This window comes from Streptomyces sp. NPDC100445 (genome assembly GCF_044759735.1).
GTDB lineage: Bacteria > Actinomycetota > Actinomycetes > Streptomycetales > Streptomycetaceae > Streptomyces.
In genome coordinates this window covers 1-14,912 of sequence record NZ_JBIVZV010000014.1, presented here as the reverse complement: position 1 = coordinate 14,912, position 14,912 = coordinate 1, and the positions used below count along the sequence as shown (strand labels likewise).

Annotated in this window: 11 protein-coding genes; 8 read left to right on the top strand and 3 right to left on the bottom strand. The window is 74.4% G+C overall.

Features of this window, described 5'->3' with window-relative positions:
• The first annotated feature begins 143 nt into the window (after positions 1-143).
• Positions 144-1,898, top strand: coding sequence for a hypothetical protein (locus ACIQVT_RS28885; RefSeq protein WP_403760313.1), 1,755 nt, complete (start codon positions 144-146; stop codon positions 1,896-1,898).
• Positions 1,899-1,931: 33 nt separating this feature from the next.
• Here the strand turns inward: ACIQVT_RS28885 and ACIQVT_RS28880 are convergent, their stop codons facing one another.
• Positions 1,932-2,771 carry a hypothetical protein gene (locus ACIQVT_RS28880; protein WP_403760310.1) on the bottom strand — a complete coding sequence of 280 codons (840 nt, stop codon included), beginning with the start codon at positions 2,769-2,771 and terminating at the stop codon, positions 1,932-1,934.
• 72 nt (positions 2,772-2,843) lie between these two features.
• Here ACIQVT_RS28880 and ACIQVT_RS28875 point away from each other — a divergent pair, with 72 nt between their 5' ends.
• The 3 genes from ACIQVT_RS28875 (at position 2,844) to ilvD (ending at position 7,925) form a co-directional block, all read left to right on the top strand.
• Positions 2,844-3,776 (top strand): Ppx/GppA family phosphatase, encoded by a 933-nt coding sequence (locus ACIQVT_RS28875; protein ID WP_403760307.1) that lies wholly within the window; start codon positions 2,844-2,846, stop codon positions 3,774-3,776.
• Between the two features lie 103 nt (positions 3,777-3,879).
• Positions 3,880-4,704, top strand: a complete 825-nt coding sequence (locus tag ACIQVT_RS28870) for a sugar phosphate isomerase/epimerase family protein (RefSeq protein WP_403760304.1) — start codon at positions 3,880-3,882, stop codon at positions 4,702-4,704.
• 1,367 nt (positions 4,705-6,071) lie between these two features.
• On the top strand, positions 6,072-7,925 hold the full coding sequence (gene ilvD / locus ACIQVT_RS28865) for a dihydroxy-acid dehydratase (protein ID WP_403760301.1): 1,854 nt from the start codon (positions 6,072-6,074) through the stop codon (positions 7,923-7,925).
• A gap of 82 nt (positions 7,926-8,007) precedes the next feature.
• Here the strand turns inward: ilvD and ACIQVT_RS28860 are convergent, their stop codons facing one another.
• Entirely contained in the window at positions 8,008-10,188 is a 2,181-nt protein-coding gene (locus tag ACIQVT_RS28860) for a serine/threonine-protein kinase (protein WP_403760298.1), read from the bottom strand.
• A 148-nt stretch (positions 10,189-10,336) separates the two neighbouring features.
• Here ACIQVT_RS28860 and ACIQVT_RS28855 point away from each other — a divergent pair, with 148 nt between their 5' ends.
• The 4 genes from ACIQVT_RS28855 (at position 10,337) to proC (ending at position 13,207) form a co-directional block, all read left to right on the top strand.
• Positions 10,337-10,651 carry an SH3 domain-containing protein gene (locus ACIQVT_RS28855; RefSeq protein WP_403760295.1) on the top strand — a complete coding sequence of 105 codons (315 nt, stop codon included), beginning with the start codon at positions 10,337-10,339 and terminating at the stop codon, positions 10,649-10,651.
• Positions 10,652-10,742: 91 nt separating this feature from the next.
• Positions 10,743-11,291 (top strand): EamA/RhaT family transporter, encoded by a 549-nt coding sequence (locus ACIQVT_RS28850; protein WP_403760292.1) that lies wholly within the window; start codon positions 10,743-10,745, stop codon positions 11,289-11,291.
• A gap of 205 nt (positions 11,292-11,496) precedes the next feature.
• Positions 11,497-12,306: a class I SAM-dependent methyltransferase gene (locus ACIQVT_RS28845; RefSeq protein WP_403760289.1), complete on the top strand. Its 810-nt coding sequence runs from the start codon at positions 11,497-11,499 to the stop codon at positions 12,304-12,306.
• 88 nt (positions 12,307-12,394) lie between these two features.
• On the top strand, positions 12,395-13,207 hold the full coding sequence (proC, locus tag ACIQVT_RS28840) for a pyrroline-5-carboxylate reductase (RefSeq protein ID WP_403760286.1): 813 nt from the start codon (positions 12,395-12,397) through the stop codon (positions 13,205-13,207).
• 84 nt (positions 13,208-13,291) lie between these two features.
• Here the strand turns inward: proC and trpS are convergent, their stop codons facing one another.
• A complete protein-coding gene (trpS, locus tag ACIQVT_RS28835; RefSeq protein WP_403760283.1) occupies positions 13,292-14,314 on the bottom strand; it encodes a tryptophan--tRNA ligase in 1,023 nt (340 codons plus the stop codon).
• Between the last annotated feature and the right edge of the window lie 598 nt (positions 14,315-14,912).

Genomic DNA, 14,912 nt, shown 5'->3' with positions numbered 1-14,912 from the left:
GGGCCGGCGCCGGTCACCGCTCGGGGGCTCCGGGCCCGGAACAGAAGGTCCCTGTCCCCTTTTGAGGGATCGTTTCACCCGTACGAATTAAAAGTGCTCAAGGTTCCGGAAGGGGCGCTCCGGCGGCGCCTACGGTCGCACGGGTGATGAGCAGCAGTCCGGAGACCACCACCCGCACGACCGGCGCGCACCGGGCGCACCGCGAGTCGCGTGAGTCACGTGAGTCGCATGAGGCGCGGGGAGCGCGACGCGAGGCGCGCGAGGCAAGAGAGGCGCGCGACCGCGCCGCGGCGCGCAACCTCGCGCTGCGCACGCCGGCGCGTTACGAGCCGTACCTCGACGGTCTGTTCACCTACTGCCTCTCCGTCCTGTGCGACCACGACGCGGCCACCGCCGCCCTGGGCGACGCCCTCGCCCTGGCCGAACGGCGCGCGCACCGGGTCCCCGAGGCCGCCGGCGACCGCAGGGCCTGGCTGTACGCGCTGGCTCGCTGGGCGTGCCTGCGCAAGCTCGCCGAGGCCAAGCAGAAACGTCAGGCCACGCACGCGGCGGGCCGTACCGGAACCGGGAAGGGCGCCGAGGACGACGGCACCGGGCCGGCCGCGGCGCCGGAGGAGCGGGAACGGCACCGCCGCGAGCTGACCCTGCTGGCCTGGCCGGAGGCGGCCGGCACCACCCCCGAGCAGCGCGAGGCCCTGGAGCTCGCCGTCCGCCACCACCTGTCCGCCCACGAGGTGGCCGCAGTCCTCGGCATGGAACCGGCCGCCGCGCGGGAACTGCTCGCCTCCGCCGCCTGCGAGGTCGAGCGCACCGGCGCGGCCCTGGCCGTGGTCCGGGCCGGCGACTGCCCGAGCGTGGCCCACCTCACGGGCGACAGCCAGCTGGTGCTCAGCACGGCCGTGAGGTGCGAGCTGGTCCGGCACGTCGACGACTGTCCGCGTTGCCGCCGCACCGCCGAGCGCGCCGCCCCCGGCCGCTGGCCCGGCGCCACCGTCACCCCGGCCGAGCTGCCGGTCCTGGAGGCCCCGCGCACGGAACTCCGCACGTCGCCGGCGCACCACTCGCGGGCGCGGGGCGCCGCCGCACCCCGGTTCGACCGGCGCGGCTTCCCCATGGACCCCAAGGACCGCGCGGCCCGCCGCGACCGCCTGCGCGCGCGTGCCGTCACCACGACGGTGGTCGCCACGGTCGTCGCCGCGCCCGTGCTCGCCCTCTGGGCCGCCTACCGGGGCGGACCGGCCGGGGACGACGACGGCCGCTCCGTGACCACGCACGAGGCCCAAGGCCCCGACGCGGTCGGCGGCGACCCGGCCGGCGGCTACGAGAACGCGGGGAACGCCGGCGTGCGGCCGGGCGCCCGGCACGGCGAGGACGGCAAGGCGGACGTCTCCGTCGCGGTCGTCGGCGTGGGCGGGAAGGACGGCGCGGGCGCCGGCCGGCTCACGGTCGACGCCGCCAACGACGGCGACACCACACTGATCACGCTCAAGGCCTCAGGTACCGCCGAGGTCCACTGGTCGGTGTCCACGCCGGCCGCCTGGCTCTACTTCAGCCGGTCCTCGGGGACCCTCCGGCCCGGCGGCACGTTCACGGTCAAGGTGTACGTCGACCAGCTGCGCGAGCCCTCCGGCCACTGGCGCGCGCGGGTGGCGGTGGCCCCGGCGGGCGCGGTGGTCACCATCGACGGCTACGGCACCGCACCGAGCCGTCCGGCGCCCCGGCCGTCCTCCGCGCCTCCCTCGACGCCGCCGGCCACACCCCCGACCGAGCCCCCCGCGACCCAGTCCTCGCCTCCCGCCGACCCGTCCCCCGATCCGACCGGCCCACCCCCCTCCGACCCCGCGCCCCCGTCCCCCACCGCGCCGGCCACGGACCCGCCGAGTTCGACGGACGGCTAGGTGCCCGCGCAGCGGCGGTCGAGCGCCCGACGGCTAGCGGGGCGGGTCGGCCGGGTGCGGGGCCACCAGCGGGAGCTGCGACGCCAGCCGCTGCTCGCACAGCTCGACCAGGCGGTCGTAGCCGGCCTTGCCCATCAGCTCGGTCAGCTCGGCCCGGTAGGACACGTAGACCGGCTCGCCGGCACCGTGGGCCGAGGTCGCCGAGGTGCACCACCAGTGCAGGTCGTGGCCGCCCGGACCCCAGCCCCGGCGGTCGTACTCGCCGATGGACACCTGGAGCACGCGCGTGTCGTCCGGCCGGTCGATCCAGTCGTACGTCCGCCGGATCGGCAGCTGCCAGCACACGTCCGGCTTGGTCTCCAGCGGCTCCCGGCCCTCCTTCAGGGCGAGGATGTGCAGCGAGCACCCCATGCCGCCCGGGAACCCGGGCCGGTTCTGGAAGATGCACGACCCCTCGAAGGGCCGCGTCTGCCGCGACCCCTCCTCGTCCTCGGAGACCCAGCCGTCGCGGTGGCCCTCGGCGTGGTGCTGCCAGATGTCCGGGGTGAGCCGGGCGACGTGCCCGGCGACCCGCTTCTCGTCGTCCTCGTCGGAGAAATGGGCCCCCAGCGAACAGCAGCCGTCGTCCGCGCGGCCCGCCTGGATGCCCTGGCAACCGCTGCCGAAGATGCAGTTCCAGCGGGAGGTCAGCCACGTCAGGTCGCAACGGAAGACCTGCTCGTCGTCCGCGGGGTCGGGAAACTCCACCCACGCGCGCGCGAAGTCGAGCCCCTTCTCGTCGCTCACCTTCGCCCCCTTGGGAGTCTTTCCGGCCTTGCGAACCTTGTCCGTCTTATCCGGCTTCACGGACTTCGCCTTGTTCGTCTTTGGCACCCGTCCAGGGTAAGTGGCCGGGGGCCGCTCCGGGGACCGCGGACCGGCTCCGGGGCAGTAGCGTTTCCGTCCATGAGACTCGGTGTCCTGGACGTGGGTTCGAACACGGTGCATCTGCTGGTGGTGGACGCCCACCCCGGCGCGCGCCCGCTGCCCGCGCATTCGCACAAGGCCGACCTCCGGCTCGCCCAGCTCCTCGACGACAGCGGCGCCATCGGCGACGAGGGCGTCGACAGACTGATCGCCGTGGTCCGGGACGCCCTCCAGGCCGCCGAGGACAAGGGCGTCGAGGAAGTGCTGCCGTTCGCGACCTCCGCCGTCCGCGAGGCCACCAACGCCGACGCCGTCCTCACGCGGGTCGCCGACGAGACCGGCGTACGCCTCCAGGTCCTCGCCGGCGCGGAGGAGGCCCGGCTCACCTTCCTCGCCGTACGCCGCTGGTTCGGCTGGTCCGCCGGGAAGCTGCTGGTCCTGGACATCGGCGGCGGCTCCCTGGAGATCGCCTACGGCATGGACGAGGAGCCGGACACGGCCGTCTCGCTGCCGCTCGGCGCCGGCCGCCTCACCGCGGGCTGGCTCGCCGGCGACCCGCCCACGCCCGAGGAGGTCCGCGCCCTGCGCCGCCACGTCCGCACGGAGATCGCCCGCACGGTCGGTGAGTTCAGCCGCTTCGGCGCCCCCGACCACGTCGTCGCCACGTCCAAGACCTTCAAGCAGCTGGCCCGCATCGCCGGCGCCGCCCGCAGCGCCGAGGGGCTCTACGTCCAGCGGGAGCTCAAGCGCGAGTCCCTGGAGGCCTGGGTCCCCCGCCTCGCCGGCATGACCACCGATCAGCGGGCCGAACTCCCCGGCGTCTCCGAGGGCAGGGCGGGCCAGCTCGTCGCGGGCGCCCTGGTCGCCGAGGCCGTGATGGACCTGTTCGGCGTCGAGAGCCTGGAGGTCTGTCCGTGGGCCCTGCGGGAGGGCGTGATCCTGCGGCGCCTGGACCACCTGGGCTCCGCCTGACGGCGCGACCGGGCAGGGGCCGCGACCCCCGCCAGCCGGTCCGCATGGCATACCTCACAACGGCCGGCCGGCACCCAACGCCCGGGTACCCCCACGCCGTAAGGTGACGGACGTGGGTGAACCAACGGACGTGCGCATCGCGCTGTCGACCGCCTCCGTCTACCCGGAGTCGACGGCGACGGCCTTCGAGATCGCCGCACGCCTCGGCTACGACGGCGTCGAGGTCATGGTGTGGACCGATCCCGTCAGTCAGGACATCGAGGCGCTGCGCCGCCTGTCCGACTACCACGGCATCCCGGTCCTGGCCGTCCACGCCCCCTGCCTGCTGATCACCCAGCGGGTCTGGTCGACCGACCCCTGGACCAAGCTCCAGCGCGCCCGGGCGGCGGCGGAGAAGCTCGGGGCGTCCACCGTCGTCGTCCACCCGCCGTTCCGCTGGCAGCGGCAGTACGCCCGGGACTTCGTCGACGGCATCTGGCGGATGGCGGACGAGACGGACGTGCGGTTCGCCGTGGAGAACATGTACCCGTGGCGCTACCGCGACCGCGAGATGCTCGCCTACGCCCCCGACTGGGACGTCACCCGCGACGACTACCGGCACTTCACCATCGACCTCAGCCACACGGCGACGGCCCGCACCGACGCCCTGGACATGGTCGGCCGCATGGGGGACCGGCTCGGGCACGTCCACCTCGCCGACGGCCGAGGCTCCGCCAAGGACGAGCACCTGGTGCCCGGCCGCGGCACCCAGCCCTGCGCCGAGCTGCTGGAACATCTCGCGCTCACCGGTTTCGACGGGCACGTCGTGATCGAGGTCAACACCCGGCGCGCGATGTCCGGCGCCGAGCGCGAGGCCGACCTCGCCGAGGCCCTCGAATTCACCCGTAAACACCTGACCTCGGCGGCGGTGCGGATACCCCGGGGATGACCGGGGCGGCCCCGTGCATGGGGACGCGCCGGCCAGGATGATGCGGGGGAGCGGCTGACCTGTCCCGTCCCCGATGCCCGTAAGGCCCCGCGACCCGCACCCCGGCTGCCGGCGGCCCGACCTCCGGCTGGGCGCGCCGTCCCGCGTGTGCGGGATTGGGGTGACCGACGGCCGGTCGGATCGTGTGGGGCAGCGACCGACTCGTCCCGTCCCGGTGCCCGGGGAGGCCCACACCCTGCCGCCGGCGGCGTCGCTCCGGCCGCGTCCGCTGCCTGGGCCCCGTCCCGCTCGTGCGAGATGGGCCGGTCGGTAGTCCACCGGATGGTGTGGCCGGGAGGCCCCGCGACCACACGCCCGCTGTCGGCGGCCTGGCGTCCGGCTGGGCGCGCCGTCCCGCGTGTGCGAGATTGGGGTGACCGACGGCCGGTCGGATCGTGTGGGGCAGCGACCGACTCGTCCCGTCCCGGTGTCCGGGGAGGCCCGCCGCGCCCCACACCCCCGCCGCCAGGGCCTCGGCGTCCGGCCGCGTCCGCTGCGCCGTCCCGCGCGTGCGGGATGGGCTGGCCGGTGGCTCACCGGATGGTGTGCCCATCCCTGCGGCCCGGGAGACCCCGCGATCTACACGCCCGCTGTCGGCGGCCTGGCGTCCGGCTGGGCGCACCGTCCCGCGTGCGGGACGCGGCGGCCGACGGCCGGTCGGATCGTGTGGGGGGAGCGATCGACTCGTCCCGATGTCCGGGAGACCCCCCGCGCCCCACACCTCGTCGCCAGCGGCGTCGCGTTCGGCCGCGTCCGCTGCCTGACCGCCGCCCCGCCGGCTGGTGTCGGGGAGCGGCTGACCCGCCTCGGGCCTGGTATCCGGGAGGTCCCCGCGACCCGGACCCCGCCGCCGGCGTTCGCACGTCCGTCCGTTGCCTGACCGCCACCCCGCGCATGCGGAACGCCGTGGCCGGTGGCCCGCCGGACGGCGTGGGGAGCGGCCGCCCTCCCCCGCCCCCGGTCCCGGGAGTCCCAACCCGCCCCCTCCGTGGGCGGTAACGCGTCCGGCTGCCGCCCCCGCCCCGCACATACGGAACGCGGTGGCCGACGGCCTGCCGGATGGCGTGGGTGAGCGCCCCCGCCCCGTCCCTGGGGCCCGGGAGTCCCCCGGCGATCCGCACCCCTCCGCAGGCGGCCTCGCAGGCGGCCGCTGCCCGATCGCCGCCCTCGCCCCGCGCATGCGGACCGCCCCGCGTGGTGCCGTGCTGGAACGTCCGTCCCGCATTCCGGACAGTTGTGTCCACGGTTCGGAGGGGCGGCGTACGCTCGGAGGGGAGTCAGAACTCTCTGGTCTCTTCACCAGAAGGTCTTCGAAGGAGCGAGCGACGATGCCCGAGCTGAGGTCCCGCACAGTCACCCACGGCCGCAACATGGCGGGCGCCCGCGCCCTTATGCGCGCCTCGGGTGTACCCGGTGCGGACATCGGCCGGAAGCCGATCATCGCCGTGGCCAACTCTTTCACGGAGTTCGTGCCGGGCCACACCCACCTCCAGCCGGTCGGCCGGATCGTCAGCGAGGCGATCACCGCGGCCGGCGGCATCCCGCGCGAGTTCAACACGATCGCCGTGGACGACGGCATCGCCATGGGCCACGGCGGCATGCTCTACTCGCTGCCGTCCCGCGACCTGATCGCCGACTCCGTCGAGTACATGGTCGAGGCCCACTGCGCGGACGCCCTGGTCTGCATCTCCAACTGCGACAAGATCACCCCGGGCATGCTGATGGCGGCGCTGCGCCTGGACATCCCGACGGTCTTCGTCTCCGGCGGCCCCATGGAGTCCGGCCGCGCCACCCTCGTGGACGGCACGGTCCGCACGCTCGACCTGGTCGACGCGATCTCCGACGCCGTCAACGACAAGATCTCCGACGAGGACATCCTCCGGATCGAGGAGAACGCCTGCCCGACCTGCGGCAGCTGTTCCGGCATGTTCACCGCCAACTCGATGAACTGCCTCACCGAGGCCATCGGCCTCTCCCTGCCCGGCAACGGCTCGGTCCTCGCCACCCACACCGCCCGCCGCCGCCTGTACGAGGACGCGGCCCGCACGGTCATGGACATCACCCGCCGCTACTACGAGCAGGACGACGACACGGTCCTGCCCCGCAACGTCGCCACCTTCCAGGCCTTCGAGAACGCCATGGCCCTGGACATCGCGATGGGCGGTTCCACCAACACGATCCTGCACCTGCTGGCCGCCGCCGAGGAGGCGGGCGTCCCGTTCGGCCTGGACCAGATCGACGCCGTCTCGCGCCGCGTCCCCTGCCTGGCGAAGGTGGCCCCCAACGTCGCCAAGGACCGCACGTACTACATGGAGGACGTGCACCGCGCCGGCGGCATCCCCGCCCTGCTCGGCGAACTGCATCGCGCAGGCCTGCTCAACGAGGACGTGCACGCCGTCCACAGCCCGTCCCTCGCCGACTGGCTGAAGACCTGGGACGTGCGCGGCGGCTCCCCCTCCGCCGAGGCGATCGAACTGTGGCACGCGGCCCCCGGCTGCGTCCGCTCCGCCGAGGCCTTCTCCCAGTCGGAGCGCTGGGAGGCACTGGACGACGACGCCGAGAACGGCTGCATCCGCTCCGCCGAGCACGCCTACTCCAAGGACGGCGGCCTCGCGGTCCTGCGCGGCAACCTCGCCGTCGACGGCTGCGTCGTCAAGACCGCCGGCGTCGACGAGTCGATCTGGACCTTCGAGGGCCCGGCGGTCGTCTGCGAGTCCCAGGAGGAGGCCGTCCAGCGGATCCTCACCCAGCAGGTCAAGGACGGCGACGTCGTCGTCATCCGCTACGAGGGCCCCAGGGGCGGCCCCGGCATGCAGGAGATGCTCTACCCGACCTCGTACCTGAAGGGCCGCGGCCTCGGCAAGAGCTGCGCCCTGATCACCGACGGGCGCTTCTCCGGCGGCACCTCCGGCCTGTCCATCGGCCACGCCTCCCCGGAGGCCGCCTCGGGCGGCACGATCGCCCTCGTCCAGGACGGCGACCGCATCCGCATCGACATCCCGGGCCGCACCGTCGAACTGCTGGTGGACGACGCGGAGCTGGCCCGCCGCGAGCAGGAGCTGAACGGCGTGTACGCCCCCAGGAACCGCGAACGCAAGGTCTCCGCCGCGCTGCGCGCCTACGCCGCGATGGCGACGAGCGCCGACCGGGGCGCGGTGCGGGACGTGTCCAGGCTGGGCTGACCGGCCGGGATCAGCCGACAGCGGGGCCGCTCCCCAGGGGGCGGCCCCTCGTCGTGCCGCCGGCGCGCCGCCCGGCCGCCGGTCACCAGGTCCCGGGCGAGCGGGCGTCGACGGCGAAGACGGTGCCGTCGGGCGCGGCGGCGCAGACCCGGTCGCCCCCCATGACCACCGGGGCGGCCGGCGTGCTCATCACCTCGGCCGAGTGCGCGCCCAGCCGGGCCGGCGTCTGCCCGGTCAGCCTGCCCGTGCGGGCGTCGACCGCGAGCAGCCGGCCGTCGCTCCCGGTGACGTACACCGTCCCGCCCGCCGCGACCGGCGCCGAGCCACGGCTCACCGACGTCTCCAGGTGCCACAGGTGCCGGCCCGACCCCATGTCCACCGCGTCGAGGGAGCCGCCGGTGGCCAGCACGTGGACCACGTCCCCCCGCACGCTGGCGTGCGCGCCGGCGAGCACGGCGGGCAGCGCCACCCGTCGCGTCGCGCCGCTCCCGGGGGTGTAGCGGACGATCTCCCGGGCGCCGTAGCCGCTGTCGACCCCGAGGAAGAACACCGAACCGTCGGCCCGGGTGGCGAATGGTTTCAGCCAGCCCTTCAGCCGGACGTCCCACCGCACCCGTCCCGTGCGCGGATCCACCGCGGTCACCTGCGTGCGCGTGCCGTCGGCGGACGTCCGCGTCGCGTACGCGGACCCGTCCGACGCCCGGGCCGACGCCCCGTCCGCAGGCCCGTCCGCCGCCCCGGACGCCGCCGGGAACGTCATGAAGGACGGCACCCCCCGGCCGGGGACCGTACCCCGCCAACGGGTGGCGCCGGTCGCGCCGTCCACGCCGGTGACCGCGCCGGCCGGACCGGTGAGCAGGGCGGTGTCCCCGGCGTACCGCACCGTCGTGCCCGTGGGCAGGCGGCGCCGCCAGACCTCCTTGCCCGTGGCCGGATCGAGCCCGGCGAGCCGCGGCCCGCCGTCCGTGTACGGCTGCACCAGGCCGCCCGAGAGCACCGGCGGCCCGCCGGCGGTCCGGGTGTCGGCCGGGCGCCGCCACAGCAGCCGGCCGTCGTCCGGGGAGAGCGCGAAGACCACGCCCGGCCGCGCGCACAACAGCCTCCCCGCCGCGGCCGCGCACTGCGGCATGCCCTCCCCGGCCGGCACCGGTCGCGCCGACCAGGCGCGGGGCGCGGCCGTCCGGACCGCCGCGGTGCCGGGCTCCCGCGTCCCGCCGGTGCCCCACACCGCGGCCAGGGTGCCCGCCAGCACCAGCCCGAGGGCACCGGTCCCCAACAACGCCCGCCGGCCCGGCCGCCGCGCCGAAAGCCACCGCGGCCGCCGCCGTGCCTCTTCGGCAGGGGCGGCCACCGCCACCGGACCGGGCCCGTCCACGTCCGTGCGCGGCGCCGGATCCGTGCGCTGCGCCGGTATGAACGCCTGCGTGTCGTACGAGGCCGCCACCGAGCGCAGTTCCCGCATCAGCTCGTCCGGCGTGGGCCGCTCCGCGGGCTCCTTGGCCAGGCAACGCCGCACCAGCGGCGCGAGGCTCTCCGGTACGCCCGTCAGGTCGGGCTCGTCGTGCACCACCTGGTAGGCGACGACGTACGGACTGTCGGAGTCGAACGGGCCGCGCCCGGTGGCCGCGTGCACCAGGACCGAGCCCAGCGCGAAGACGTCCGCCGCCGGCCCCACCTCCCGGGGGCGCCGGAACTGCTCGGGCGCCATGAACGGCGGCGTGCCGATGAGTTTCCCGGTCTCGGTGCGCAGTTCACTGTCCGTCGGCCGGGAGATGCCGAAGTCGATGACCTTCGGCCCGTCCTCCGCGAGCAGCACGTTGCTCGGCTTCAGATCCCGGTGCACCACGCCCACCCGGTGGATGTCCCGCAGCGCCTCGGCGAGCCCGGCCATCAGCCGGCGCAGCTGCGGGGCGGTCATCGGCCCCTTCCGCTTCACCTGTTCGGACAGGGTGGGTCCCGGGATGAACAGCGTGGCCATCCACGGCCGCGCGGCCTGGGGATCGGCGTCCACGACGGGCGCGGTGAAGGCACCGCTGACCTTCCGCGCGGCGGCCACCTCCTGCCGGAAACGACCCCTGAACTCGGGGTCCCGCGCGAACTCGGCGTGTACGACCTTCACCGCGAGCTTCATCCCCGAGGTGCTGCGGGCGAGGTGCACCACGCCCATGCCACCGGAGCCCAGACAGGACTCGAGCTGGTAGTGACCGGCGTACTCGGGAAGTTCCGCTTCCGCACCCGCCCCGATGTTGCGCTGTGGCGCCATGGACCACCCCCGTGCTCTTCGTCCGTGCGCGCGACGCACGGAGCCTAGTCGATGGTTCGTACGGGACAGAGGCGGCTTGCTAGCGTCTGCGTGCGCGTCGCGCACAGGCGTTTCGCGCCAGGTTCAGCAACGGGGGAGGAGCACCGACATGTCAGTCGACCGTGCGCAGGAGACCGGGAACACCGACGGCGGACCGGCGGCGGGGGCGGCGGCCGTCCGCACCTACGCCGTCGCGCCCGGCGTCCGGCTGAACGTCCGCAGCGGACCCGGCCCCGGCTACAACCTCGTGCGCGTCCTGCCCGAGGGCGTCCGGGTCCCGATCTACTGCCAGACCCCCGGAGCCACCGTGTCGGGCACCTACGGCACGACGAACGTCTGGGACCTCATCGACAGCGGCGAGTACGTCTCGGACGCCTACGTCCACACGGGCAGCGACGGCTACATCGCGGCCCGCTGCGGCTGACCCCGGGTCCGCCCGCCCGGACCCGGCGGGGACCGGCACCGAAGCCCGCCCCCGCCGGGAGCCCGCCGTCCCGCGGAGCCATAATCGTCCCGTGAGCGACGAAACCGGCACCACGGACACCTCGGCGGTCCCCTCCGACGGCGCACACCGGGACGAGGGCTTGGCGCCGGACCGTGCCCCGGGCCCCCGCCCCGAACCCCTGCGCTTCTTCGGCACGTCCTGGGTGCACCACGACAACGGGTACGCGGCCCGCCGCGCCGGCGCCGCCGCCGGCTCCCTCGCCGCCGCGGCCGCCTCCTGCCTGGTGCTGCGGTTCGCGTACGAGGGCATCCGCATCGCCGACACCGGTCCCTTCGTGACCGTGCTGGTCGTCGCCATGTTCGCCGTCTGCACCGCGCTCGCCTTCCGCAACACCCTGGACGGTTTCGGCGTACGGCAGGACCCGCAGCGCCAGGCCTCGCTGCGTGGCCTGCTCGCCATCGGCTTCGTCGGCTCCCTCCTCGCCTACTTCGTCCGCTCCCTCACCGAGGCCCCGGGCGAGAAACTGCACCGCGCGGAGTACGAGACGGCCCGCGCGGAGTACGAACGCCGCACCACCCGCCGCACCGGCGACCCGGCGCGGAAGAAGCGGCGCCGCTAGGGTCTTTCGTTTGGATCGGGCCCGGCATGATCCGAACGAGAGGCCCTAGGACACCGGCAGCCCCGCGGCCCCCGCCGACGCCGCACCGGCACCCGCCTGTCCGTCAGTCCGCCCGCCCGCCCCCGCGCGTCCGACACCCGGCCGACCACGGCACCCTGGCCGGAAACCGGTGTACCCACACCCCCGCCCCGCCCACCATGGCCCCATGGCCACCCCCGAACCGTCCGCCTCCCCGGACGCCTCCGACGCCGTCCGCGCCCGCTCGTTCGACTCGGCCGCCGCCCGGTACGCCGCGAACCGCCCCTCCTACCCGGCCGCCCTCCTCGACACCCTGGAGGAACTGGCGGGCCGTCCCCTGTCCGGCGCCAGGACCGTGGACGTCGGCGCCGGCACCGGGATCGCGACCGCCCTCCTGCGTGCCCGCGGCGCCGACGTCCTCGCCGTCGAACCCGGCGCGGGGATGGCCGCCGAGTTCCGCCGCGCACTGCCGCACGTCCCGCTGGTCCGTGGCGTCGGCGACGCGCTGCCCGTCGCCGACGCCCACGCCGACCTCCTCACCTACGCCCAGGCCTGGCACTGGACCGACCCGGCCCGCTCGGTGCCGGAGGCACTCCGGGTGCTGCGGCCCGGCGGCGCGCTGGCCCTGTGGTGGAACACGGAGGCACTGGACGTCGAGTGGATCGCCGAGGCCGCCGAGCGCACGGCCCGCTTCCTCGGCCCCCGCTTCACCGCCGCCGAACAGCGTCGGGCAGGTGAGCGGACCGAGCGGGCGGACCCCAGCGGACGCCTGGACTTCGCCCGCCGCACGGTCCGCTGGAGCCGGCGCGTCCCGGTCGACGTCCACCTCGCCAACCTGGGCAGTCACTCGGCGCTCCTCGTCCGCCCCGAGGAGCAGACGGCCGCTTTCCTGGCGGAGGAGCGCGCCCACCTGCTGGTGGCGTTCCCGGACGGCACCGTCGAGGAGACCTACGACGTCCGCCTCCTGGTCGCCGTCAAGCCCGGGCACCGGACCTGACCGCACCACCCCCACGCGTCCCACCCTTCCCCGTCCGCCCAGCGGACACCCGCCCGCACCCCTCCTCACCGGTGCGAAACTGAACCGCATGAGCCAGAAAGTCGCAGTCCTCGGCACCGGCAAGATCGGCGAAGCCCTGCTCAGCGGAATGCTCCGGGCCGGCTGGGCCCCCGCGGACCTCCTGGTCACCGCCCGCCGCCCCGAACGCGCCGAAGAACTCCGCACCCGCTACGGAGTCAGCCCGGTCGGCAACGCCGAGGCCGCCAAGAGCGCCGACACCCTGATCCTCACGGTCAAGCCGCAGGACATGGGCGCCCTGCTGGACGAACTGGCCCCGCACCTCCCCGCCGACCGCCTCGTCATCAGCGGAGCCGCCGGCATCCCCACCTCCTTCTTCGAGGAGCGCCTGGCCGCGGGCACCCCCGTCGTCCGGGTCATGACCAACACCCCCGCCCTCGTCGACGAGGCCATGTCGGTCATCTCCGCCGGCAGCCACGCCACCGAACGGCACCTGGCCCACGCCGAGGAGATCTTCGGCGGGGTCGGCAAGACCCTCCGCGTCCCCGAGGGCCAGCAGGACGCCTGCACCGCCCTGTCCGGCTCCGGCCCGGCCTACTTCTTCTACCTGGTCGAGGCCATGACCGACGCCGGCATCCTGCTCGGTCTGCCCCGCGACAAGGCCCACGAGCTCATCGTCCAGTCGGCGATCGGCGCGGCCGTGATGCTCCGCGACAGCGGCGAGCACCCCGTCAAGCTGCGGGAGAACGTCACCTCCCCCGCGGGCACGACGATCAACGCCATCCGCGAACTGGAGAACCACGGCGTGCGCGCCGCCCTCATCGCCGCCCTGGAAGCCGCCCGCGACCGCAGCCGCGAGCTGGCCTCCGGCAAGAAGGACTGAGACCGCGAGGCTCGGCCGGCCCGGTCCCCGTGCGGTTCGGCGGCACCGCCCCGCCCGCACCGGGACCGCCGGTCACCGTCCCGGCTACCGGTCGCTGCTCAGCGAGGGCTCCGGCACGGGCGGCAGCAGCCCGATCGCCCGGTAGGCGGTATCCACGGTCGGACGCGCCAACGCCCTGGCCTTCTCCGCACCATCCCGCAGCACCCCCTCCACGTGGGCCGGATCGGCACACAGTTCCCGGTGCCGGGACTGCACCGGCCGCAACACCTCCACCACCGCCTCCGCGGCGGCCTCCTTCAAAGAGCCGTACGAATCGTGAACGTCCGCCAGTGACTCAGGGTTCCCGCCCGTGCACGCGGCGAGGATCTCCAGCAGGTTCGCGACCCCCGGCCGCTCCCGCGGGTCGTACGTGACCTCCCGGCCGCTGTCGGTCACCGCCCGCATGATCTTCTTCCGCACCACGTCCGGCTCGTCCAGCAGATAGACGACGCCCTGCCCCGCGTCCGACTTGCCCATCTTCGACGTCGGGTCCTGGAGGTTCATGACCCGGGCCGCCACCCCCGGAAGCGTGGCCCTGGGCACCACGAACGTGTGCCCGTACCGCTGGTTGAACCGCACCGCGAGGTCCCGCGCCAGCTCCACGTGCTGCACCTGGTCGTCCCCGACCGGCACCTCGTCCGTGCCGTAGGCCAGGATGTCCGCCGCCATCAGCACCGGGTACGTCAGCAGCGACAGCCGTACGCTGCCACCGCGCTCCCGCACCCGCGCGGCCTTCTCCTTGTACTGGATCATCCGCCGCATCTCGCCGTCGCCGGCCACGCACTCCAGCAGGTACGACAGCCGGGTGTGCTCGTCGACATGGCTCTGCACGTACAGGGTGCACCGCTCCGGATCGAGTCCGGCCGCCAGCAGGAGCGTCGCCGCCTGCCTGCTGAGCCTGCGCACCCGCGCCGGGTCGTGGTCCACGGTCAGCGCGTGCAGGTCCACGATGCAGAACAGCGCGTCCGCCCGGTGCTGATCGACCTCGGCCCAGCGCCGCATGGCTCCCAGGTAGTTCCCCAGGGTCACGTGCCCGGTCGGCTGGATCCCGCTGAAGACCCGCTTCATCTCACTCCACCTTCGGTCCGGGCCGCCCCTCCCGCGGCCGGCCCCCGGAGTCCCGGAGGGAGATACACGAACGGCCGCCGAAGCGGCGGCCGTCGAGTGCATACGTGTGTACGGCCGCCGTCAGGCGGCCCACCAGAGCTGGGTACACGTACGCGTGGTCACCTCCCCACCGTACGCCGCGGACGGGCCGAGCGGGGTGCGGTTGACACTCCCCGTTCCCGTCCGTAAGGTACTCCGAGTTGTCCGACGTGAGCGCCGACTCCGGTCGGTCCCCGGACAGCCATTCCGTGAGCACCACACCATCGATCGACGCTTCGGCGGCGAACGTATTGGCGCGCGTATTCGCGAAATGAGGAATCCGCGTTCGAAAGGGCGCCGGCCCCCGATTAGCTCGGGAGCCAGGAATCCGCTAAAGTCTCACTCGTCGGAACGGCCCAAGGGCCGGGAGGACAAGCCCCGCTGACTGGGAGTCAGACACCGAAAGGGTCTGATAGAGTCGGAAGCGCCGGAAAGGGAAACGCGGAAGCGGGAACCTGGAAAGCACCGAGGAAATCGGATCGGAAAGATCTGATAGAGTCGGAAACGCAAGACCGAAGGG